This window comes from Marinobacterium sp. MBR-111 (assembly GCF_040547585.1).
Lineage (GTDB): Bacteria > Pseudomonadota > Gammaproteobacteria > Pseudomonadales > Balneatricaceae > Marinobacterium > Marinobacterium iners.
Genome location: NZ_JBEPQA010000007.1, coordinates 1 through 18694 on the forward strand (window position 1 = coordinate 1; position 18694 = coordinate 18694).

22 protein-coding genes and 1 rRNA gene are annotated in these 18694 nt (G+C 57.5%); 14 read left to right on the top strand and 9 right to left on the bottom strand.

Annotated features, from left to right (window positions below):
- Nucleotides 1-84 (top strand): 5S ribosomal RNA (gene rrf, locus ABIE61_RS06705); the annotation flags it as partial.
- A gap of 144 nt (nucleotides 85-228) precedes the next feature.
- Here the strand turns inward: rrf and ABIE61_RS06710 are convergent.
- Nucleotides 229-1053 carry an HDOD domain-containing protein gene (locus tag ABIE61_RS06710; protein ID WP_091826208.1) on the bottom strand — a complete coding sequence of 275 codons (825 nt, stop codon included), beginning with the start codon at nucleotides 1051-1053 and terminating at the stop codon, nucleotides 229-231.
- Between the two features lie 98 nt (nucleotides 1054-1151).
- Here ABIE61_RS06710 and ABIE61_RS06715 point away from each other — a divergent pair, with 98 nt between their 5' ends.
- Nucleotides 1152-1799, top strand: coding sequence for a tRNA-uridine aminocarboxypropyltransferase (locus ABIE61_RS06715; protein WP_354407873.1), 648 nt, complete (start codon nucleotides 1152-1154; stop codon nucleotides 1797-1799).
- 21 nt (nucleotides 1800-1820) lie between these two features.
- Here the strand turns inward: ABIE61_RS06715 and secB are convergent, their stop codons facing one another.
- Genes secB through ABIE61_RS06730 form a run of 3 tightly spaced genes read right to left on the bottom strand, consistent with a single transcriptional unit; the run spans nucleotide 1821 to nucleotide 2997 of the window.
- Entirely contained in the window at nucleotides 1821-2297 is a 477-nt protein-coding gene (gene secB / locus ABIE61_RS06720) for a protein-export chaperone SecB (RefSeq protein WP_091826204.1), read from the bottom strand.
- 26 nt (nucleotides 2298-2323) lie between these two features.
- The gene (grxC, locus tag ABIE61_RS06725; RefSeq protein ID WP_206837549.1) at nucleotides 2324-2578 is read right to left on the bottom strand and encodes a glutaredoxin 3; all 255 of its coding nucleotides are present in this window, start codon (nucleotides 2576-2578) and stop codon (nucleotides 2324-2326) included.
- Between the two features lie 5 nt (nucleotides 2579-2583).
- Nucleotides 2584-2997 (bottom strand): rhodanese-like domain-containing protein, encoded by a 414-nt coding sequence (locus ABIE61_RS06730; protein ID WP_091826201.1) that lies wholly within the window; start codon nucleotides 2995-2997, stop codon nucleotides 2584-2586.
- Between the two features lie 166 nt (nucleotides 2998-3163).
- Between ABIE61_RS06730 and gpmI the strand changes: the two genes are divergently transcribed.
- The 3 genes from gpmI to ABIE61_RS06745 are packed head-to-tail and all read left to right on the top strand — an operon-like array spanning nucleotide 3164 to nucleotide 7220.
- A complete protein-coding gene (gene gpmI / locus ABIE61_RS06735; protein ID WP_354407878.1) occupies nucleotides 3164-4717 on the top strand; it encodes a 2,3-bisphosphoglycerate-independent phosphoglycerate mutase in 1554 nt (517 codons plus the stop codon).
- Nucleotides 4718-4722: 5 nt separating this feature from the next.
- A complete protein-coding gene (locus ABIE61_RS06740) occupies nucleotides 4723-5859 on the top strand; it encodes a murein hydrolase activator EnvC family protein (protein WP_354407880.1) in 1137 nt (378 codons plus the stop codon).
- A gap of 23 nt (nucleotides 5860-5882) precedes the next feature.
- Complete coding sequence (locus ABIE61_RS06745) at nucleotides 5883-7220, top strand: S41 family peptidase (protein WP_091826198.1); 1338 nt, start codon at nucleotides 5883-5885, stop codon at nucleotides 7218-7220.
- Nucleotides 7221-7229: 9 nt separating this feature from the next.
- Here ABIE61_RS06745 and slmA read toward each other — a convergent pair whose 3' ends face one another.
- The 5 genes from slmA to coaBC are packed head-to-tail and all read right to left on the bottom strand — an operon-like array spanning nucleotide 7230 to nucleotide 11885.
- Complete coding sequence (gene slmA / locus ABIE61_RS06750) at nucleotides 7230-7841, bottom strand: nucleoid occlusion factor SlmA (RefSeq protein ID WP_354407884.1); 612 nt, start codon at nucleotides 7839-7841, stop codon at nucleotides 7230-7232.
- 10 nt (nucleotides 7842-7851) lie between these two features.
- A complete protein-coding gene (argB, locus tag ABIE61_RS06755) occupies nucleotides 7852-8754 on the bottom strand; it encodes an acetylglutamate kinase (RefSeq protein ID WP_091826195.1) in 903 nt (300 codons plus the stop codon).
- 28 nt (nucleotides 8755-8782) lie between these two features.
- Nucleotides 8783-10171, bottom strand: coding sequence for a phosphomannomutase/phosphoglucomutase (locus ABIE61_RS06760; RefSeq protein WP_354407887.1), 1389 nt, complete (start codon nucleotides 10169-10171; stop codon nucleotides 8783-8785).
- 41 nt (nucleotides 10172-10212) lie between these two features.
- Nucleotides 10213-10668 (bottom strand): dUTP diphosphatase, encoded by a 456-nt coding sequence (gene dut, locus ABIE61_RS06765; protein WP_091826192.1) that lies wholly within the window; start codon nucleotides 10666-10668, stop codon nucleotides 10213-10215.
- On the bottom strand, nucleotides 10665-11885 hold the full coding sequence (gene coaBC, locus ABIE61_RS06770; protein WP_091826190.1) for a bifunctional phosphopantothenoylcysteine decarboxylase/phosphopantothenate--cysteine ligase CoaBC: 1221 nt from the start codon (nucleotides 11883-11885) through the stop codon (nucleotides 10665-10667). The genes dut and coaBC overlap by 4 nt, the downstream gene beginning before the upstream one ends.
- A gap of 110 nt (nucleotides 11886-11995) precedes the next feature.
- Here coaBC and radC point away from each other — a divergent pair, with 110 nt between their 5' ends.
- The 9 genes from radC (at nucleotide 11996) to ABIE61_RS06815 (ending at nucleotide 18511) form a co-directional block, all read left to right on the top strand.
- On the top strand, nucleotides 11996-12670 hold the full coding sequence (gene radC, locus ABIE61_RS06775; protein ID WP_354407890.1) for a RadC family protein: 675 nt from the start codon (nucleotides 11996-11998) through the stop codon (nucleotides 12668-12670).
- 198 nt (nucleotides 12671-12868) lie between these two features.
- Nucleotides 12869-13105, top strand: a complete 237-nt coding sequence (rpmB, locus tag ABIE61_RS06780) for a 50S ribosomal protein L28 (protein WP_091826187.1) — start codon at nucleotides 12869-12871, stop codon at nucleotides 13103-13105.
- A 13-nt stretch (nucleotides 13106-13118) separates the two neighbouring features.
- Nucleotides 13119-13286, top strand: coding sequence for a 50S ribosomal protein L33 (gene rpmG, locus ABIE61_RS06785; RefSeq protein ID WP_027854336.1), 168 nt, complete (start codon nucleotides 13119-13121; stop codon nucleotides 13284-13286).
- 126 nt (nucleotides 13287-13412) lie between these two features.
- The gene (locus ABIE61_RS06790) at nucleotides 13413-14315 is read left to right on the top strand and encodes a DMT family transporter (RefSeq protein WP_354407893.1); all 903 of its coding nucleotides are present in this window, start codon (nucleotides 13413-13415) and stop codon (nucleotides 14313-14315) included.
- Nucleotides 14308-15120 (top strand): bifunctional DNA-formamidopyrimidine glycosylase/DNA-(apurinic or apyrimidinic site) lyase, encoded by an 813-nt coding sequence (gene mutM / locus ABIE61_RS06795; protein WP_354407896.1) that lies wholly within the window; start codon nucleotides 14308-14310, stop codon nucleotides 15118-15120. Before ABIE61_RS06790 ends, mutM begins: the two co-directional genes overlap by 8 nt.
- Nucleotides 15121-15128: 8 nt before the next feature.
- Nucleotides 15129-16016 carry an alpha/beta hydrolase gene (locus ABIE61_RS06800; protein ID WP_354407899.1) on the top strand — a complete coding sequence of 296 codons (888 nt, stop codon included), beginning with the start codon at nucleotides 15129-15131 and terminating at the stop codon, nucleotides 16014-16016.
- A gap of 93 nt (nucleotides 16017-16109) precedes the next feature.
- On the top strand, nucleotides 16110-16640 hold the full coding sequence (locus ABIE61_RS06805) for a phosphatase PAP2 family protein (protein ID WP_354407902.1): 531 nt from the start codon (nucleotides 16110-16112) through the stop codon (nucleotides 16638-16640).
- Nucleotides 16640-17710, top strand: coding sequence for an MJ1255/VC2487 family glycosyltransferase (locus ABIE61_RS06810; protein WP_354407904.1), 1071 nt, complete (start codon nucleotides 16640-16642; stop codon nucleotides 17708-17710). The genes ABIE61_RS06805 and ABIE61_RS06810 overlap by 1 nt, the downstream gene beginning before the upstream one ends.
- A 54-nt stretch (nucleotides 17711-17764) precedes the next feature.
- Entirely contained in the window at nucleotides 17765-18511 is a 747-nt protein-coding gene (locus ABIE61_RS06815) for a 3-hydroxybutyrate dehydrogenase (RefSeq protein ID WP_091826177.1), read from the top strand.
- Nucleotides 18512-18694 lie beyond the last annotated feature (183 nt).

Consider the following 18694-nt stretch of genomic DNA (forward strand, 5'->3'; position numbering starts at 1 on the left):
TCCCATACCGAACTCAGCAGTGAAACGCGTCATCGCCGATGGTAGTGTGGGGCTTCCCCATGTGAGAGTAGGTCATCGCCAGGCACTTAATACCAAAAACCCCGGTCTCGTTGAGGCCGGGGTTTTTGCATTGGGGCGAAGCACAGGCAGACGGCAGGCAAAAGAAAGGGCCCGGCGCTCTCCCTGCGGCGGGCCCTGTCACTGATCTCAAGCCGGTTGTGCGCGAAACTACGCCATCTCCTCGATCAGCCTCTCCTTCAGGGTCAGATAGTCATAATCGGTTGTCGACAGGAAGCGCAATGCCGGCTGGAGCTGCTCCAGCTGTTGAGCCGACTGAATACGCCAGTAGTAGCGGTATTCAGAGCTGATATCCTGTGCCAGAGCCAGCACGGCCAGCAGGTGTCGTGTCTTCTCGTCAGTATCAACCTTGTCTGCCAGAACATCATCCAGCTGAGGCTGTAAACGGATGGCATCTGCAACGTGCTGAGGCAGGTTCCAGCGCTCAGCCATTCTGGCACCTACCTGATAATGGCTGAAGCCAAAGCTATCACGCTCCTGTTTAGCCAGTTCTGTCACGTTGAAACCGGGTGATGACTGCAGGAACTCACGAAAGCCTGAAAAGGCCTGGATCATCAGTGGCAATCCACAGTCATGCAGCATGCCAAGGGTATATATATCATCCTTGTTCAGATGAAGACGCAGCTTGCGTGCAACACTTAGCGACAGCTGGGACACATCCTTGGCTGTGTCCCAGAAGCGCTCCATACGGCCTGTCTTTTTCAATGTGTTGCGCAGTATCGTTAGTCGTACCAGATTATATATCTGATCTAGCCCCAGCAGACTGATGGCATGCTCTATGGAGGTTACGCTGACGCGCAGGCCATAGTAGGGGCTGTTGATGCTTTTAAGGACTACCGAATAGAGTGCCACATCGGACTTGATCAGTGTTGCGATGTGGGTCAGATCAGGGTTTTCGGCCTTAAGTAGCCGTGCAATGTCAATCAGTACTTCCGGCTGTGGGGGAATGAGTGAGTTAAAGCGGCTGTCATTCATTGTGAAAGTGGCTCTTGCAGGCGTCGTTAACAGAGCTTGTCTGTTCTGGTGGCCTCACAGTATAGTGCCTGCCCGTTCAGGATTCAGCAGGAGAGAGGGTGAAAATCGATAATCCCCCGCGCAAGCCCTTTGTCGCCAGAGGCTCGGGTGTAAAGCGTTGTGATGGTTGCAGGCTGCCGACTGATGTGTGTATCTGCCAGTGGCGCAAGGTTGTTCAATCGCGCTGTGAATTTTGGCTGTTAACGCACCGCTATGAGTTGTACAAGCCGACCAATACGGGGCGACTGATCCTTGACTCAATTGCCAATACCCGTATCTTCGAGTGGTCACGTACCGAGCCGACCCAGGATCTGCTTGATGCACTTCAGAATGACCGCTATGTTCCCTGTCTGGTGTTTCCTGCAGGGGAGGACTACGAGCACCGAATGCTCAAGCAGGTACCGGCTGATGGGCGTATTCCGGTGTTCATTATTCTGGATGGAACCTGGCGACAGGCGCGGCGCATGTTTAGGCACAGCCGTTACCTGCAACACCTGCCGGTGATTGAGCCGGAAACTGATCGACTTAGCCGTTATCAGTTGCGACGCTCTACGGTTGAGGAGCACCTGTGCACGGCTGAAGTGGCGGTTGCGCTGCTTGAGCAGGCAGGAGATCAAGCAGCAGCAGAACATCTGGAGGGTTATTTCGAGCGCTTCAACGCCAGCTATATTGCTTCACGCCGGCGCTGGGCCAAACAGGAGCGGTGAGGCCACCGCTCCTACATGCACTCAGTGAGCCTCTTCTGCTGCGGCAGCCTGTTGCTGCTGCATTTGCTGAGCATAGAGGGCATCAAAGTTCACAGGGGCGAGCATCAGCGGAGGGAAGCTGGCCTTGGTCACAAAATTGTCTACCGCTTCACGTGCGTAGGGGAACAGCAGGTTCGGGCAGAATGCGCCCAGTGTGTGGTGCAGTTCAGGGCCTTCGATACCTGCAATCAGGAAGATGCCTGCCTGCTGTACTTCAACCAGAAAGGCGGTTTCATCAGCATTCTTGCCGGTGACCGTCAGAGTCAAAACGACTTCATAGTGTTTTTCGTCAAGCTGGCTGGTACGGGTGTTCATTTCAAGGTTGATTTCAGGCTGCCAAGCTTGGGTAAAGGCTTTGGCACCTGCCGGTGTTTCCAGCGAAGCGTCCTTGACAAAAACACGCTGCAGGGCGAACTGGGGCTGAGTAGCTTGCTGGTTGGCGGCTTGAGCGTCAGACATGAATAATTCCTTATTTGAAGATGGGTTCAGGCGTTGATCAGGGAATCCAGCTTGCCCTGTCGTTCGAGGGCGAACAGATCATCACAGCCGCCCACATGGGTTTCACCAATAAAAATCTGCGGTACCGTACGTCGACCGCTGCGCTGCATCATCTCCTGACGCAGGCTGGGGTCGGCATCCACATCAATGGCTTTGTATTCAGCGTTCTTGCTGTCGAGCAGTGCGATGGCACGGGTGCAGAACGGGCACCAGCGGGTCAGGTAAACGGTAATTTCAGGCATGGCTCTCACTTTATGATCGGCATGTTCTGGGCTTTCCATTCGGTCATTCCGCCAGACAGGCGCACAACATGGTTGTAGCCTGAAGCCTTGAGTTTCTTGGCGGCGCTGCCGGCAGCCTGGCCCAGATTGCAGACAACAATAACAGGCTTGTCGCGGAATTTGTCCAGTTCGTTGAGGCGGCGATCGAGGTCAGCAAAGGGGATGTGGTGTGCGCCGGTAATGTGGCCGGTATCCCACTCCTTGCGCTGGCGGATATCGAGTACCACGCCACTTTCTTTATTGATCAAGCGAGTGGCTTCTGCTGGTGATACTGATTTGCCGGCCTTGCGCTTCTCGGTCCAGAGCAGCACTGCCAGGGTCACAACCCAGGCAGCGACCAGATAATAGTGCTGTATTGCGAATTCGATCAGGCGTTCCATAGTCGTTCCGGTCAGATGAGCGGGATATCAGGTGAACAAGTATACAATGCTGCCGTGACAGGGATAAGGGCTGAGGCCAAATCCGCGGGTGCTCGGTTAGCTAAACCGACGCCAAGGCAGTAAAATGGTTGCCTGTTTTTTAACCGACCGGACAGAACTGCTGATCATGACAGACGCACGCGCAACCAAGGCACTGATTATTCTCGATGGTTTCGGAGTCGAGTCGACCCCCTCGTCTGCGGTGGATGCCGCCCGCACCCCGACCTGGGACCGCCTCCTGGCATCCAACCCGAACTCTCGCATCCAGACATCGGGCATGGCGGTCGGTTTGCCTGAAGGGCAGATGGGAAACTCTGAAGTAGGCCACATGAACATCGGTGCAGGTCGTACCGTGTACCAGAATTTCACTCGCATCTCCAAGTCGATTGCGGATGGTGATTTTTTTGAAAATCCGGTGCTTTGTGAAGCTATGGATAAAGCCATCGAGCAGGGACGAGCAGTGCATGTGCTGGGGCTGTTGTCGCCAGGTGGTGTGCACAGTCATGAAAATCACATGTTTGCACTGTTGGAAATGGCAGTGAAGCGTGGCGCCAAGCAGGTATATCTGCATGCGATTCTGGATGGGCGTGACATGCCGCCACGCTCCGCCGAGCCTTCCATCAACGCTGCCGAGGCGGTTTTTGAACGCCTCGGCACGGGTGCGATTGCGACGGTGGTCGGGCGCTACTTCGCCATGGATCGAGACAATCGCTGGGATAGGGTTGAACTGGCCTACAATGCCATGACCAATGGAGATGCACCGCAACAGGCAAACAGTGCACTGGAGGCGCTGCACAATGCCTATGCCCGGGATGAAAACGACGAATTTGTACAGGCAACTGTAATTGTCGATGAATCCGCTCAACCTGTTGGGCTGATTGCCGACGGTGACACTGTGATCTGTGCCAACTTCCGTCCTGATCGGGCGCGTGAAATAACACGCACTTTTGTTGACGGTGACGTTTTTACCGGCTTTGACCGCAAACAGCGTCCAGACTTGAGCGCCTATGTCATGCTGACCGAGTATTCGGCTGATATTGCTGCTCCGGTAGCCTATCCACCGGAGGCAATTCACAACGATCTGGGTGAGTACCTGTCCAGCCTTGGCAAGACGCAACTGCGTATTTCCGAAACCGAAAAATATGCACATGTGACTTTCTTCTTCAATGGAGGTCAGGAAGCTGTTTACCCCGGTGAGGAACGTATTTTGGTGCCGTCTCCTCAGGTCGCAACCTACGATCTGCAGCCGGAGATGAGTGCGCCTGAGGTGACCGACAAGCTCTGTGATGCCATTCGCAGTGGTCGCTTTGACCTGATCGTATGCAATTTTGCCAATGGCGACATGGTAGGTCATACCGGCAAGTTCGATGCAGCCGTCCAGGCGGTTGAGACCGTTGACCAGTGCCTGACCCGCGTACTTGCAGCACTGAAGGAAGTCGACGGTGAAGCGCTGATTACTGCCGACCACGGAAACGTGGAGTTGATGGTGGACCCTGACAGTGGTCAGCCCCATACCGCGCACACCACATGGCCGGTTGCTCTGATCTATGACGGACCGCGTACAGGCAGTGTAAAACTCAGTGATGGTGCCCTGTGTGATCTGGCACCCACACTGCTGGCATTGATGGGGCTGGAGTCGCCCAAAGAGATGACTGGCCATTCACTGGTCAGTCTGGGCTGATTATCTTGAGACAACTCCGCCGTTTGCTGTACGGCCTGTGTCTCTGCCTGCCACTATCGCTGGCGGCACAGGATCCGGTCGCCACGGAAAAGCAGCTGCAGGCACTCAAGCAGCAGATCGAGCGTTTGCAGCAGCAGGTGGGCAAGCGCCAGGATGATCTCAAGAACGCCCAGTCAGAGCTGCGCCGTTTTGACCGTCAGATAGGCGAAGTGACGGCCGAGCTGGATCAGCTGCAACAGCGACTGGAGCAGTTGGAGCAGCATCGCGGTAACTTGGGCGCGGATGAAAGCCGTCTGCTGTCCGGGCTGCAGGAGCGTGAGGCCCAGATCCGAACGTTACTGCAGGAGCAGTACCGGCTGGGGCGGCAGCCCGGTGTTCAGCTGATCCTGTCACAGCAAGATCCGCAAGAGCTGGCTCGTATGCTGCGCTATTATGATAGTGTCAGTTCAGGACTTGCCAGTCAGTTGGGACGGTTCAGGCAACAGCTTGAACAGCTGGAGCAAACACGCAGCGAGATTGCGCGTGCCGATACCGATTTGATAACGACCCGTGATGCGCTGGTACAGCGACGGGAAGCGTTGAAGCAGGCCCGTACCGGGCAGGCCAGCGCTCTGGCTCGACTGCAGCAAAGTCTGCAGGAAGAGCAGTCAAAACTGGGTAAGCTGCAGCAGGATCAGAAACAGCTGGAGTCGGTTCTGGCCGAGATTCGTCGGTCACTCGAGAAGATCAGGCTGCAGACAGACGGCCTTCAGTTCAGCCAACGCAAGGGCAAGCTGGACTGGCCGCTCAGTGGCTCTGTGAGGAGGGCCTTTGGCAGTCAGGTTGACAATGTCAGCTACGAAGGCATGCTGATTGCTGCTCAGGCAGGTACTCGGGTCAAGGCGGTACACCATGGACGGGTTGTATTTGCAGACTGGTTGCGGGGCTATGGACTGGTCTTGATCCTAGATCACGGAGGTGGTTACCTGTCCCTCTACGGTCACAACGACAGCCTGCTGCGAGAGCCGGGCGAATGGGTTGGTACCGGAGAGGCAGTTGCTCTGGCGGGCAGCAGCGGCGGTAACGGGGAAACGGGACTCTATTTTGCCATCCGACATCAGGGTCGCTCAATCGATCCAATCAGTTGGCTTGGCAAACGCTAATTCACCATGCAGGGAACACACTTATGAAGCTCTACGGGCGTACACCGCTGGCAACTGCCACAGCCATCACGGCGCTGAGTTTACTGCCTTTCTTTGGTCCACTGGCTCAGCAAGCGTCAGCCGAGCCCAGTGCTGCTGCAGAGACGACAGAGAAAACTCTGCCGCTGGAAGAATTGCGGATGTTTGCGGATGTATTTGACCGCATCAAGCAGGCCTATGTGGAGCCGGTTGATGACCGGCAGCTGCTTGAAGATGCTATCCGCGGCATGCTGGCAGGCCTTGACCCGCATTCCGCCTATCTGGAACCTGAGGCGTTCGAAAGCCTGCAGGTTCATACCCGGGGTGAATTTGGCGGCCTTGGCATCGAAGTGGGACAGGAAGACGGCTTCATTCGCGTGATAGCCCCGATCGATGATACACCTGCACAGCGTGCCGGTGTACGCGCCGGTGACCTTATCATCAAGCTCGACGATGTACCGGTGCAGGGGATGGACTTGAATCAGGCCGTTGAACTGATGCGTGGAGAAGTAGGTACCGGCATCCGCCTGACCATCATGCGTGATGGAGAGGACAAGCCGTTTGAACTGGAAATCGTACGCGACGTGATCAAGGTGACCAGCGTGCGTCATGAACTGCTTGAGCCGGGTTACGGTTATCTGCGGGTATCCCAGTTCCAGTCCCATACCGGTGAAGACCTGGTCAAGGCGATTAATGAGATGCAGCAGGCAGCGCCACTGCAGGGGCTGGTACTGGATCTGCGCAATAATCCCGGTGGGGTATTGCAGGCAGCGGTTGAGGTAAGCAATGCATTCCTTGACTCAGGCCTGATCGTCTATACCGAAGGCCGGCTGCCAAACTCCGAGCTGCGCTTCAATGCCAATGCCCAGACAGCGGCCGCCAATACGCCGCTGGTGGTGCTGATAAACGGTGGTTCAGCCTCGGCGTCTGAAATTGTGGCAGGCGCTCTGCAGGATCACAAACGTGCCATCATCATGGGGACAGACAGCTTTGGCAAAGGATCGGTACAGACCGTGTTGCCATTGGGGGGGGAGCGTGCGATCAAGCTAACAACCGCACGTTACTATACCCCTGGTGGGCGTTCCATTCAGGCGCAGGGTATTACGCCTGATCTGCGGGTAGATGAGGGCAAGCTCACCGGGATCCGTAAGGAGATGGGTGTAAAGGAGCGCAATCTTGCAGGGCATCTGGAAAATGGAAATGCAGAGAACGTTCAGTCAGAGCAGAGCTCGAGCAGTCGTGATCTTGCTGAGCGAGACTATCAGTTGTACGAATCTCTGAATCTGCTCAAGGCGATGCACATCCTGAAGCGGGAGCCTGCTGAGGCAGGCTCCGAGGGTTGACGCCCTTCGTTATGCCGAGGCGGCGGGTGCGCGGTACAGCCCGGTTCCCAGCCGCGCCCACTGCTCAGGCCAGAACTCGGTCGGACGGCGTTTGAATTCGCTGCGCACAAACTGACGGATACGACCCTCGGCTGCGGCCAGCATCAGGTTGGCAGCCGAGCCGGCAGGGATCTCCGTACGCAGCCCCTCACGCACCTCTGCCTCTCGCATGATCTGCTTCAACTGGGTTTCCAGTCGTTCGAACAACTGGTTGATGCGTACTCGCAGGCGCTCGGTTTCACCCGAAAGGGCGTCACCCGTCAGAATCCGGGCCATGCCCGGGTTCTTTTCCACGAATGCCAGCAGCAGGGTCAGAATCTGCTCACACTGGCGCACGCCGCCCACATCTGACTGAGTGATCAGCGTAATGCGCGAGAACAGAGTCTCTTCGATAAAGCCGATCAATCCTTCGAACATGCGTGCCTTGCTCGGGAAGTGGCGGTAGAGGGCCGCCTCAGACACGCCCACCTCACGCGCCAGGGCCGCGGTGGTGATCCGTTGCCCCGGGTTGTTTTCCAGCATCTGTGCCAGCGCCTGCAGAATCTGCTCGCGGCGTGAAATTTTCTGTTCCTTGTCGCTCATCATCCGCCTGTCACAGTGCCTTGTTGGTGATCAGAGTACCGACACCTTCATCGGTGAAAATCTCCAGCATGCAGGCGTGCTCGACCCGGCCATCGATGATGTGTGCACTGCGAACACCGCTTTTCACGGCGCTCAGGGCGCAATCGATCTTGGGCAGCATGCCGCCATAGATGGTGCCATCAGCGATCAGCTCGTCTACCTGCGCAGTGGTCAGTCCGGTCAGAACCTTGCCGTTCTTGTCCAGCAGGCCTGCGATATTGGTCAGCAGCATCAGCTTCTCGGCCCTCAGTACTTCTGCCACCTTGCCGGCTACCAGGTCCGCATTGATGTTGTAGGCATGGCCGTCTTCACCCACACCGATCGGGGCGATGACGGGAATAAAGTCGGAGTTCTCCAGCATCCCAAGCACCTTGACGTTGACGCTCTCGACCTCGCCCACATGGCCGATATCGATGATTTCGGGCGCCTCCATTTCTGGGGTCTTGTGCTTGACCTTCAGCTTGCGTGCCCGCAGCAGTTCACCATCCTTGCCGGTCAGGCCGATCGCCTTGCCGCCGGCGGAGTTGATCAGGCCCACAATTTCCTTGTTGACCATGCCGCCCAGCACCATCTCAACCACGTCCATGGTCTTGGAGTCGGTCACACGCATGCCGTTGATGAAGTGGGACTCGATTTTCAGCTGTTCCAGCAGGCTGCCGATCTGCGGGCCGCCACCGTGGACCACGATCGGGTTGATGCCGATCAGTTTCATCATCACGATGTCGCGGGCAAAGCTCGCCTTCAGCTTTTCGTCGATCATGGCGTTGCCGCCGTATTTGATGACGATGGTCTTACCGACAAACTGCTGGATGTAGGGCAGGGCGACCGACAGAATGTGTGCAGTCGACATGGCTTGTTCACGGGACAGAGGCATATTCTCTCCTTGCATATATAAGTGCCGGTCAGGCATCGGGAATCAGCAGACCGGGATCGATCGCGCTCAGGCGCGACTGGAATTCATGCTTGATACGGGACAGCGCGGCATCATTCTCCGCCTCGAAGCGCAGAACCAATACCGGTGTGGTGTTGGACGCACGCATCAGGCCCCAGCCATCAGCATAGTCGACGCGCACGCCATCAATGTGACTTACGGCACCGCCGGGGAACGCCGCCTGTTGCAGCGCTTCAACCAGCGCGAACTTGTTGTCTTCACGCACCTCGATATTGATCTCCGGGGTGCTGATATCTTCCGGATAGGCGCTGAAGATGGCATCGGCATCCTCATAACGGCCGGACAGAATCTCCAATAGGCGAGCAGCGCTGTAGAGGCCGTCATCAAAGCCGTACCAGCGCTCCTTGAAGAAGATGTGGCCGCTCATCTCACCGGCCAGCAGGGCACCGCACGCCTTCATCTGCCGCTTGATCAGCGAGTGGCCGGTTTTCCACATGGTGGCCTTGCCGCCGGCCTGCTCGATTACCTGCGGCAGCAGGCGGGAGCACTTCACATCGAACAGAATTTCGGCCCCTGGGTTGCGGCTTAAAACGTCCTCGGCGAACAGCATCATGACCCGGTCTGGATAGACCACATGGCCGGATGGCGTAATCACGCCGACGCGGTCACCGTCTCCGTCAAACGCCAGCCCCAGATCGGCCTGATGTTCCTTAACCGCCGCAATGGCATCCTGCAGGTTTTTCAGCTTGCCCGGGTCAGGATGATGGTTGGGAAAGGTGCCATCCACCTCACAGAACAGCGGAATAACCTCGCAGCCCAGCTGCTCCAGCAGTTCGGGCGCGATGCCACCGGCGATGCCGTTGCCGCAGTCCACCACCACCTTCATCGGGCGCTTGAGGTTGATATCCTTCAGGATGCGCTCGCTGTAGGCGCGCTCGATCGCCAGCGGTTCCGCGGCACCGGTGCCGTCCACGTATGCCTGCTGCTCGATGCAGCGAGCCAGATCCTGAATCTGATCGCCGGACAGGGTTTCGCCACCCAGCATCATCTTGAAGCCGTTATAGTCAGCCGGGTTGTGGCTGCCGGTGATCATGATGCCGGTCTGGTCGTCACGCTGGTGCGCGGCAAAATACAGTACCGGTGTGGGTACATAGCCGATATCCAGCACCTGACAGCCGCTGTCGGTCAGTCCCTGAATCAGAATCTGCTTCAGTGACGGGCCGGAAAGACGACCGTCGGCGGCCACAACGACTTCACGAATGTTGCGTGCAGCGGCTGCAGCGGCAAAGGCGCGACCAATGTGATACACGGTTGCATCGGTCAGCGACTGACCAACGATACCGCGGATATCGTAGGCGCGAAAAATGTCACGGTCGAACTGCTCTAACGGATAGGGCATTGATACTGTTCCCTGTCGTGAGTAAGTGTTTACTGATTGATTCAGTGGCGACCGGAAGAGCCGAAGCCACCCGCGCCGCGCTCAGAGTTGCTGAATTCGTCGACAATCTCGAATTCGGCCTGCATCACCGGTACCAGAACCATCTGAGCGATACGCTCACCCGGCTCGATGGTGAAGGTGGTCTGGCCCCGGTTCCAGCAGGACACAAATAGCTGGCCCTGATAGTCAGAGTCGATCAGACCGACCAGGTTACCCAATACGATGCCGTGCTTGTGGCCGAGGCCCGAGCGCGGAAGGATCATGGCACACAGGCCCGGGTCCGCGATGTGGATCGCCAGTCCCGTAGGAATCAGCTCGGTCTGCCCCGGCTCCAGCGTCAGTGCCTGATCAAGGCAGGCGCGCAGATCGAGACCGGCGGAGCCTTCAGTGGCGTAGGCGGGCAGGGGGATGTCACGACCGATGCGGTCGTTCAGAATCTTGACTTGCAGTGCTTTCATTCTGTTCTCTGGCTCTTGCGGTGGAAATGCTCGGCGATCTGATCAATCAGCTGGCGTGCCAGCAACCGCTTCGGACCCAGTGGCAGGGTCAGGGTCGTGGCTGTACTGACCAGCGTAACGGCGTTGTCATCGCTGTTGAAACCGATATCGGGATTAGACACGTCATTGGCGATGATCAGATCCAGCCCCTTGCGTTCCAGCTTGCTGCGGGCATATTCGAGTACGTCACGGGTTTCGGCGGCAAACCCCACGGTAAAGGGGCGCTGCCGTTCCAGCCCGGCAACCGTGGCAACGATATCCGGGTTCTTGATCAGGCGCAGCTCCATGATCTCTTCACTGCCTTTCTTGATCTTGTGTTCGGCGACCGCCACCGGGCGATAGTCGGCCACGGCAGCGGCGGCGATAAAAATATCGCACTGCTCAACGCCGTCCAGCGAAGCGGCCAGCATCTGTTCGGCGCTTTCCACCTGAACACACTCCACTCGCGGGGGAGATGGCAGATTGACAGGACCGCTGATCAGGCGCACATCAGCACCGGCATCGGCAGCGGCTTCCGCCAGCGCATAGCCCATTTTGCCGGAGCTGTGATTGGAGATGAAGCGCACCGGGTCCAGGGGCTCTCGAGTGGGGCCGGCTGTGATGAATACCCGTTTGCCACTGAGTGCACCGTGCTGAAACTGCTCGGCGGTCAGTTCGGCTAGCTCTTCCGGCTCCAACATGCGTCCGGGGCCGGTATCGCCACAGGCCTGAGCACCAACCCCAGGACCAAACACCTTGACGCCCTGATGGCTCAGCTGCTGGATATTGTGCTGGGTGCGCGGGTCGCGCCACATCGCCTGATTCATCGCCGGTGCCAGGCAGATGGGTGCATCGGTGGCCAGACACAAGGTAGTCAGCAGATCGTCACCCATGCCGGCGCTGAAGCGGGCGATGAAGTCCGCACTGGCCGGTGCGATCAGAATCAGGTCGGCCCATTTGGCCAGTTCGATATGGCCCATGCCCGCTTCGGCTTCGGGGTCGAGCAGATGTTGATGTACCGGGTGTCCAGACAGTGCCTGCAGTGTCAGCGGGGTGATGAATTCGGTTGCCGCGGCGGTCATGACAATGCGTACATCGGCCCCGGCGCCCTTGAGCAGTCGGGTCAGTTCGGCACTTTTGTAGGCGGCAATGCCGCCGGTGATTCCGAGCAGAATCTGCCGGTTAGTGAGTCTGTGCATACCCTGAATGTCCGATAGTTTCTCATTCTGGTTTGGAGCGTTAAGATACCACTTCAGCCGGGCAATGCGTAGACGATTCAGCCCGGATTCACACTCACAGGGAGGTGAGCATGGCGATCAGTGACTGGCCTGCGGAAGAGCGGCCAAGAGAAAAACTGCTGGCGCGGGGGGCTGCTGCGTTGTCGGATGCCGAGCTGCTGGCGATCTTTCTGCGCACCGGTGTGCAGGGCTGCAGCGCGGTAGATCTGGCGCGACAACTGCTGGAACATTTCGGCGGCCTGCGACCGTTGTTGGAGTGCAGCCAGGCGGATTTCTGCACAGCTCATGGTCTGGGGCCGGCCAAGTATGTTCAGCTGCAGGCGGTGCTGGAGATGTCGCGGCGTCACCTGGAAGCTCAGCTGGTGCGGGAGTCGGCGCTGGAGAGCCCGACCATGGTGCGTCAGTACCTGGCCAGTCGTCTGCGGCATGAGCCGCGTGAAGTGTTCGCCTGTCTGCTGCTGGATAACCGCCACCGAGTGATCCGCTACGAGGCGCTGTTCTATGGCACCATCAATGCCGCCAGCGTACATCCGCGCGAGGTGGTTAAGCTGGCGCTGGCACATAATGCCGCGGCGGTTATCCTGGCGCACAACCATCCTTCCGGCGTGGCCGAACCATCGCAGGCCGATCGACAGATCACCGATCGGTTGATTCAGGCGCTGGGACTGGTCGATATTCGGGTGTTGGACCATATGGTGATTGGAGATGGCGATACGGTTTCGTTCGCCGAACGCGGGCTGCTGTGACCGCTGGTGAAAAATTCAACAATTCGCTGGCGTGGCTGCATTGGCTTCTGTATGATATGCGGCCTTCTGTTCCTTAATGGTACGGTATTCTGTCCGGCTTATTCGTATGGGACGCTCCGCCTGAGGTCGCACCGGTTGTGTGGCCAATAAACATCGAACAGAAGTAAACATAACCCTTGTTAGAAAGGTTTAGTCACTATGTCTCGAGTTTGCATGGTAACGGGCAAAGGCCCGGTAACCGGGAACAACGTTTCCCACTCAAACCGTAAAACGCGTCGTCGCTTCCTGCCGAACCTGCATTGGCACCGTTTCTGGGTAGAGAGCGAAAACCGTTTCGTACGTCTGCGTGTTTCCTCCAAGGGCATGCGTATCATCGACAAGAAGGGTATCGATTCGGTTCTGACCGAACTGCGTGCCCGTGGCGAGAAAGTCTGAGGAGATTTGAATCATGGCTAAAGGCGCACGCGAGAAGATCCGTCTGGTATCCTCTGCAGGAACCGGTCACTTCTACACCACCGACAAGAACAAGCGTAACACTCCGGACAAGTTCGAATTCAAGAAATACGACCCGGTTGTTCGTAAGCACGTGATCTACAAGGAAGCCAAGATCAAGTAATTGGTTCTGGACTGGAGATCCCGGAACCCCGCAGTGCTGAATGTGCTGCGGGGTTTTTTATTTTCTGGCATGCTGTATATCCGACCGCTGTTGTAAGGTTTGTTTCCTGTGCAGAAGGCCCCCTGAATGTCTGTTCCTCCCGCGTTGATTCGTTTTGTACCTCTGGCGTTTGTACTGCTGTGGAGTACCGGTTTTATCGGTGCCCGTTACGGCCTGCCGTACATCGAGCCATTCAACCTGTTGCTGATCCGCATGCTGCTGACGCTGGGCGTGTTCCTTGCGTTTATCTTCATATTCCGTGCCCGCTGGCCTTCGCCGTCGCAGGCGATGCATCAGCTCGTTGCAGGGGCGCTGGTGCATGGATGCTATCTGGGCGGTGTATTTGCCGCCATCAAATGGCAGCTGCCGGCGGGTGTGACCTCCATTCTGGTCGGGCTGCAACCGGTTCTGACAGCGGTTTTGGCCTGGATGATGACCGGGCAGACCCTGCGCCGGCCCCAGTGGGGAGGGCTGCTGCTGGGGCTTTTGGGTGTGGTGCTGGTGCTGGGCAGCGGGCTGCAGCCGGGCAACTTTGAGGTGCGCATTGAGGCTATTTTGGCAGCGATGGTGGCGTTGGTGGGTATTTCGGTAGGCACGCTGTACCAGAAGCGCTTCGGGGTGGGGACGGACCTGCTGACGGGATCTTTTTTCCAGTACCTGTCCACGGCGCTGATGATGGCGCTGTTGAGTTTTGGTCTGGAAACGCGAGAAGTTGAATGGCACCCGGAGCTTATTGGTGCCCTGCTGTGGCTGGTGTTTGGTCTGTCGGTCAGTGCCATTCTGCTGCTGATGTTGATGATCCGAGAGGGCGAAGTGGCACGTGTGGCCAGCTACTTCTATCTGGTGCCGCCCGTAACGGCACTGGAAGCCTGGTGGCTGTTCGGTGAAGAGCTGTCGGTGCTGGCGCTGGGTGGCATGGCGCTGGCGGTATTCGGTGTTTATCTGGTACTGCGCCCTGCCAAGCCTTCACGGGAGAAGGGTCATGCCTGAGTTGCCAGAAGTTGAAACCACATGCCGTGGGATTGCGCCCTATATTGTTCATCAGCGTGTCACGCGGCTGGAGGTGCGTCAATCCAGACTGCGCTGGCCCATTCCCGAGCAGTTGGCACAATGGGTTGAAGGTGATGAGGTGCGGTGCGTCGAGCGGCGTGCGAAGTATCTGCTGCTGAGTTTCAGTCGAGGACAGATGATCGTGCACCTGGGTATGTCAGGCAGTCTGCGCATCCTGCCGCAGGGTACGGTTCCGGGCAAGCATGACCATGTGGATCTAGTGCTGGCGTCCGGGCAGCTGCTGCGGCTGACTGATCCACGTCGCTTCGGTGCCGTGCTGTGGCAGGAAAACGGTACCGAACACAGCCTGCTGGCCCATCTGGGGCCGGAGCCGCTGAGCGAGGACTTTACCGCCGAGTATCTGCAGACCGCCTGCAAAGGGCGCAGAACAGCAATCAAGGCACTGATCATGAATGCGCAGGTTGTGGTCGGGGTCGGTAACATTTATGCCAATGAAGCCCTGTATCGTGCCGGAATCGATCCACGCCGAGCGGCGGGGCGTATCTCTGCAGAGAGGCTGTCGGTACTGGTTGAAACCATCAAGACTGTACTTGCAGCCGCCATTGAACAGGGAGGCACCACTTTGCGCGACTTTGTGGGGGGCGATGGCAAGCCTGGCTACTTCAGTCAGGTGCTGGATGTGTATGGCCGAGGTGGTCAGCCCTGCAATGGTTGTGGCGAGCACCTTACCGAAATAAAGCTGGGTCAGCGCAGTACCGTATTCTGTCGCCGCTGCCAGCGTTGAGGAGTTACATGAACAGTTGCTATAACCCGCCCGTTGATCTTCAGCGTACCGAGCTGCGCCGAAAGCTGGGTATTGAGTCTCGGCTGGAACTGCGTCGATGTGTTCGTATCGGCACGTTACCGCTGCATACCGAGCTATACTCCTGTGCTGATGAGACGGCACCCCTGCTGCTGTTCATTCCCGGTATCGGCACGTATTCCGAGCTCTATGCCGAGCTGCTGTCCGATCTTTCCGCTCAGGGCCTCAATGTGGTCGGTGTGGACCTGCGTGGCCATGGCTACTCCGGTGGCGAGCGTGGCCTGTACACAGTAGACCAAGTCTGCACCGATCTGAGCGAGATCCTCGACTATTACCAGCAGACTTTCAGTGGCCCCGTATACTTATACGGCTACTCCATCGGAGCATTGCTGGGGCTGGCCTGTGCCGAGCGGGAGTCACGTATTGAACGATTGGTTTGCGGTACGCTGCTGGTACCTGAAATGGCACCGGATATGCTGCACCAGATCGGCTGGTCATGGATCTGGAGCAGTGCTTTGCTGATGCCCGGTGTACAGCTGCCGATGAAGAATTTCATCGACTACGACCGCCTGCTGGCCGGCCACCCTGCCGGCGAAGAGATCAACAGCGATCCCCTGATTGTCTTCGACTATCCGCTGCGCACCCTGTCCAGCCTGTTCACACACCGCTTCGGCAGCCTGTCGAGGACGTTCGACTTCCGCGGCCTGATCATCCACGGCAGCGAAGACGAGGTATTGCCACTGAGTTACTCCCAACGGGTACAGGAATGGCTAAAACAGCCATTTGAACTGATCAATGTGGAAGGGGAGGGGCATATGTTGCCCTGGGACAACCCGAATCGCCTGACGCAACTGATTACTGACTGGCTGCAGCACTGAGTGGCTGTCATTAAAGCTTCACCTTGATGTAACTGCACTTTCACCGCTCTGAACGAAAAATGATCACCTGAGTGCCAACAAGGGGTGGTCGCCATGAACCGTTTGCAGAAGCTTAACGCCTTCGATACCCGCGCCTTCTTCTGGTGCAACGGCTACGGTCAGCATGCACCGGTGATGGCGGGCAGCCGATGGGTCTCTCGGCTTGGGGATGGCGGCCTCTATCTCATACTGGGCCTGACGCTGGCTGTGTGGGAGCCTGAAGATGGCCAGGCCTTTCTGCTGGTCGGGCTTTTGGCCTACGGCATTGAGTTGCCGCTCTACCTGCTGCTGAAAAACACCATCCGGCGTGACCGGCCCTGCCATCGTCTGCAGGGGTTTCGAGCGGCCATCGAGCCATCGGACAAATTCAGCTTCCCGTCCGGACATACCGCAGCCGCCTTCGTATTTGCCATGCTGCTGGCGCAATTTTATCCTTCACTAATGCTGCCTGGTTTTATTCTGGCACTGTTGATCGGTAGCTCCCGAGTGCTGCTTGGTGTTCACTACCCGACTGATATTGCCGCAGGTGCTTTGCTTGGCATCACTTCGACCCTGCTGGCGCTGGGCGTCTGGGAGTGGATCTGATGCGTATTCTGTATGGCGTGCAGGCAACCGGGAATGGACATATCACCCGGGCTCGGGTGCTGCTGCCTGCGCTGCAGGCGGCAGGCGTTGAGGTTGATGTGCTGCTGAGTGGACGGGCGCCTGAACAACTGTTCAATATGGAGTGCTTTGGTCGGTTTGAAACCCGGCGTGGTTTTACCTTTGTCACCTCTGCAGGGCGGGTGGGCTGGCTGAAAACTCTTAGGCAAAGTCGGCCAGTGCAGTTCTGGCGCGATTACCGCCAGCTGGATCTGAGCCGCTACGATCTGGTGCTGAGTGACTTTGAACCTGTCACGGCCTGGGCAGCATGGCATCAGGGCGTACCCTCACTCGGTATTGCTCACCAGTATGCTTTCCATCACCCCATTCCCGGGACCGGATTCAAACCCTGGTTGAAACCGTCACTCAAACTGTTCGCACCTGTAGATGATGCGGTGGGTGTGCACTGGTACCACTTCGATGCTCCCATTTTGCCACCCTTGGTAGCCCCTCCGCCCTATCCGTTGACTGAGGAACCGGACAAAATTCTGGTGTATCTGCCGTTTGAGTCCATGGATGAGGTTATCTACTGGCTGAGTGCCTTTCCGAAGTATCGCTTTCGCGTTTATTGCAATATTGCAACACCTGAGCAACGCGGGCCTTTGGAGCTGCAACCCTTCTCGCGTGACGGTTTTCAGCGTGACTTGTGCAGCTGTGCCGGCGTGATCAGCAATGCCGGTTTTGGTTTGTGCAGCGAGGCGATTCAGGCGGGAAAAAAACTGCTGGTCAAACCGCTGCACAGTCAGGTGGAACAGCGCTCCAACGCCGCTGTATTGAAACAGATGGGGCTGGCCAATACCATGTCGGAGCTGGCGCTGGAGCCGGTAGAGGCATGGTTGGCACAGTCGTCTCCAAGTCCGTCGCCCTGGCCGGATGTGGCAACTGCACTGGCGCAGTGGATTGCCTCGGGTCGTCAACAGTCGCTGGATGCACTGGGGTGCGAGCTTTGGCAGCAGGAATATGTCCGTCAGTTTTCACCCTCTCATGCCAGGTTGCGCCAACCCCTGCTATAGTTATCTGCACTCGTCTGAAATGCCCGTTTAGTGACGTTATGAAGGAGAGAGCAGATGCGCGTATTGATTACCGGTGCCGGCAGTGGCATAGGCAAGGGGCTTGCGCTGGCGCTGGCGACCGAGGGCCATACCATTCTGGTGACGGATCTCAGGCAACAGGCTGCAGACGACGTGGCCAGAGAAATTCAGGCGTCAGGCGGAGAAGCCCGGGCGCTGGCACTGGATGTGTCGGATCACGGCAGTATTGAGGCTCTGAATGGCGAGCCTGTTGATGTGTTGATCAACAATGCAGGGCTGCAGCATGTAGCTCCGCTGGAAGACTTTCCGCCGGAAAAGTTCGATCAGCTGATACAGGTGATGCTCACCGGGGCCGCCATGTTGACTCGTGCGCTGCTGTCCGGCATGCGCCAGCAGGGATTTGGGCGCATCATCAATGTCGGTTCCATACACGCACTGGTCGCATCACCGTATAAAAGCGCCTATGTGGCGGCCAAGCATGGCCTGCTGGGCTTTTCAAAGGTTGTAGCGCTGGAAACGGCCGATACCGACATTACCATCAATACGGTCTGCCCATCCTATGTGCTGACACCGTTGGTTGAGCAGCAGATCGCGGCACAAGCCAGGGCCAACGGAATTTCGGAGCAGGATGTGATCGACGAGATTATGCTCAAGCCGATGCCCAAGGGCGCGTTCATCAGTATAGAGGAGTTGGCGGGCGTGTGTCAGTTTCTGATCAGCCCGGCGGCGCGCAACATGACCGGTCAGACCATCACGCTTGATGGGGGGTGGACGGCACGCTGAACAGCTGTCCATAGAGGCTTTTGCAAATCCCATAAAAAGCGAAAGGAGCCGATGATCCATCATCAGGCTCCTCTCTCTGGCATCCGTATCCCTGCAGTTGTAAAAAGCGGCTTCTCGCCTGTGCACTCCGTGCGTCCTGAACTGCTGCGTGGCCGTCCTTGTATTCGTTCCCTGAACAGGAGA

Excerpts from the sequence above, each read along its gene's own strand:
- rpmB (WP_091826187.1), top strand. The coding sequence starts at position 12,869 with ATGTCTCGAGTTTGCATGGTAACGGGCAAAGGCCCGGTAACCGGGAAC.
- ABIE61_RS06710 (WP_091826208.1), bottom strand. The coding sequence starts at position 1,053 with ATGAATGACAGCCGCTTTAACTCACTCATTCCCCCACAGCCGGAAGTA.
- radC (WP_354407890.1), top strand. The coding sequence starts at position 11,996 with ATGGCGATCAGTGACTGGCCTGCGGAAGAGCGGCCAAGAGAAAAACTG.
- ABIE61_RS06805 (WP_354407902.1), top strand. The coding sequence starts at position 16,110 with ATGAACCGTTTGCAGAAGCTTAACGCCTTCGATACCCGCGCCTTCTTC.
- mutM (WP_354407896.1), top strand. The coding sequence starts at position 14,308 with ATGCCTGAGTTGCCAGAAGTTGAAACCACATGCCGTGGGATTGCGCCC.
- grxC (WP_206837549.1), bottom strand. The coding sequence starts at position 2,578 with ATGCCTGAAATTACCGTTTACCTGACCCGCTGGTGCCCGTTCTGCACC.
- dut (WP_091826192.1), bottom strand. The coding sequence starts at position 10,668 with ATGAAAGCACTGCAAGTCAAGATTCTGAACGACCGCATCGGTCGTGAC.
- ABIE61_RS06810 (WP_354407904.1), top strand. The coding sequence starts at position 16,640 with ATGCGTATTCTGTATGGCGTGCAGGCAACCGGGAATGGACATATCACC.
- gpmI (WP_354407878.1), top strand. The coding sequence starts at position 3,164 with ATGACAGACGCACGCGCAACCAAGGCACTGATTATTCTCGATGGTTTC.
- ABIE61_RS06790 (WP_354407893.1), top strand. The coding sequence starts at position 13,413 with ATGTCTGTTCCTCCCGCGTTGATTCGTTTTGTACCTCTGGCGTTTGTA.
- coaBC (WP_091826190.1), bottom strand. The coding sequence starts at position 11,885 with ATGCACAGACTCACTAACCGGCAGATTCTGCTCGGAATCACCGGCGGC.
- rpmG (WP_027854336.1), top strand. The coding sequence starts at position 13,119 with ATGGCTAAAGGCGCACGCGAGAAGATCCGTCTGGTATCCTCTGCAGGA.
- argB (WP_091826195.1), bottom strand. The coding sequence starts at position 8,754 with ATGCCTCTGTCCCGTGAACAAGCCATGTCGACTGCACACATTCTGTCG.
- ABIE61_RS06760 (WP_354407887.1), bottom strand. The coding sequence starts at position 10,171 with ATGCCCTATCCGTTAGAGCAGTTCGACCGTGACATTTTTCGCGCCTAC.
- ABIE61_RS06815 (WP_091826177.1), top strand. The coding sequence starts at position 17,765 with ATGCGCGTATTGATTACCGGTGCCGGCAGTGGCATAGGCAAGGGGCTT.
- ABIE61_RS06730 (WP_091826201.1), bottom strand. The coding sequence starts at position 2,997 with ATGGAACGCCTGATCGAATTCGCAATACAGCACTATTATCTGGTCGCT.
- slmA (WP_354407884.1), bottom strand. The coding sequence starts at position 7,841 with ATGAGCGACAAGGAACAGAAAATTTCACGCCGCGAGCAGATTCTGCAG.
- ABIE61_RS06745 (WP_091826198.1), top strand. The coding sequence starts at position 5,883 with ATGAAGCTCTACGGGCGTACACCGCTGGCAACTGCCACAGCCATCACG.
- ABIE61_RS06800 (WP_354407899.1), top strand. The coding sequence starts at position 15,129 with ATGAACAGTTGCTATAACCCGCCCGTTGATCTTCAGCGTACCGAGCTG.
- secB (WP_091826204.1), bottom strand. The coding sequence starts at position 2,297 with ATGTCTGACGCTCAAGCCGCCAACCAGCAAGCTACTCAGCCCCAGTTC.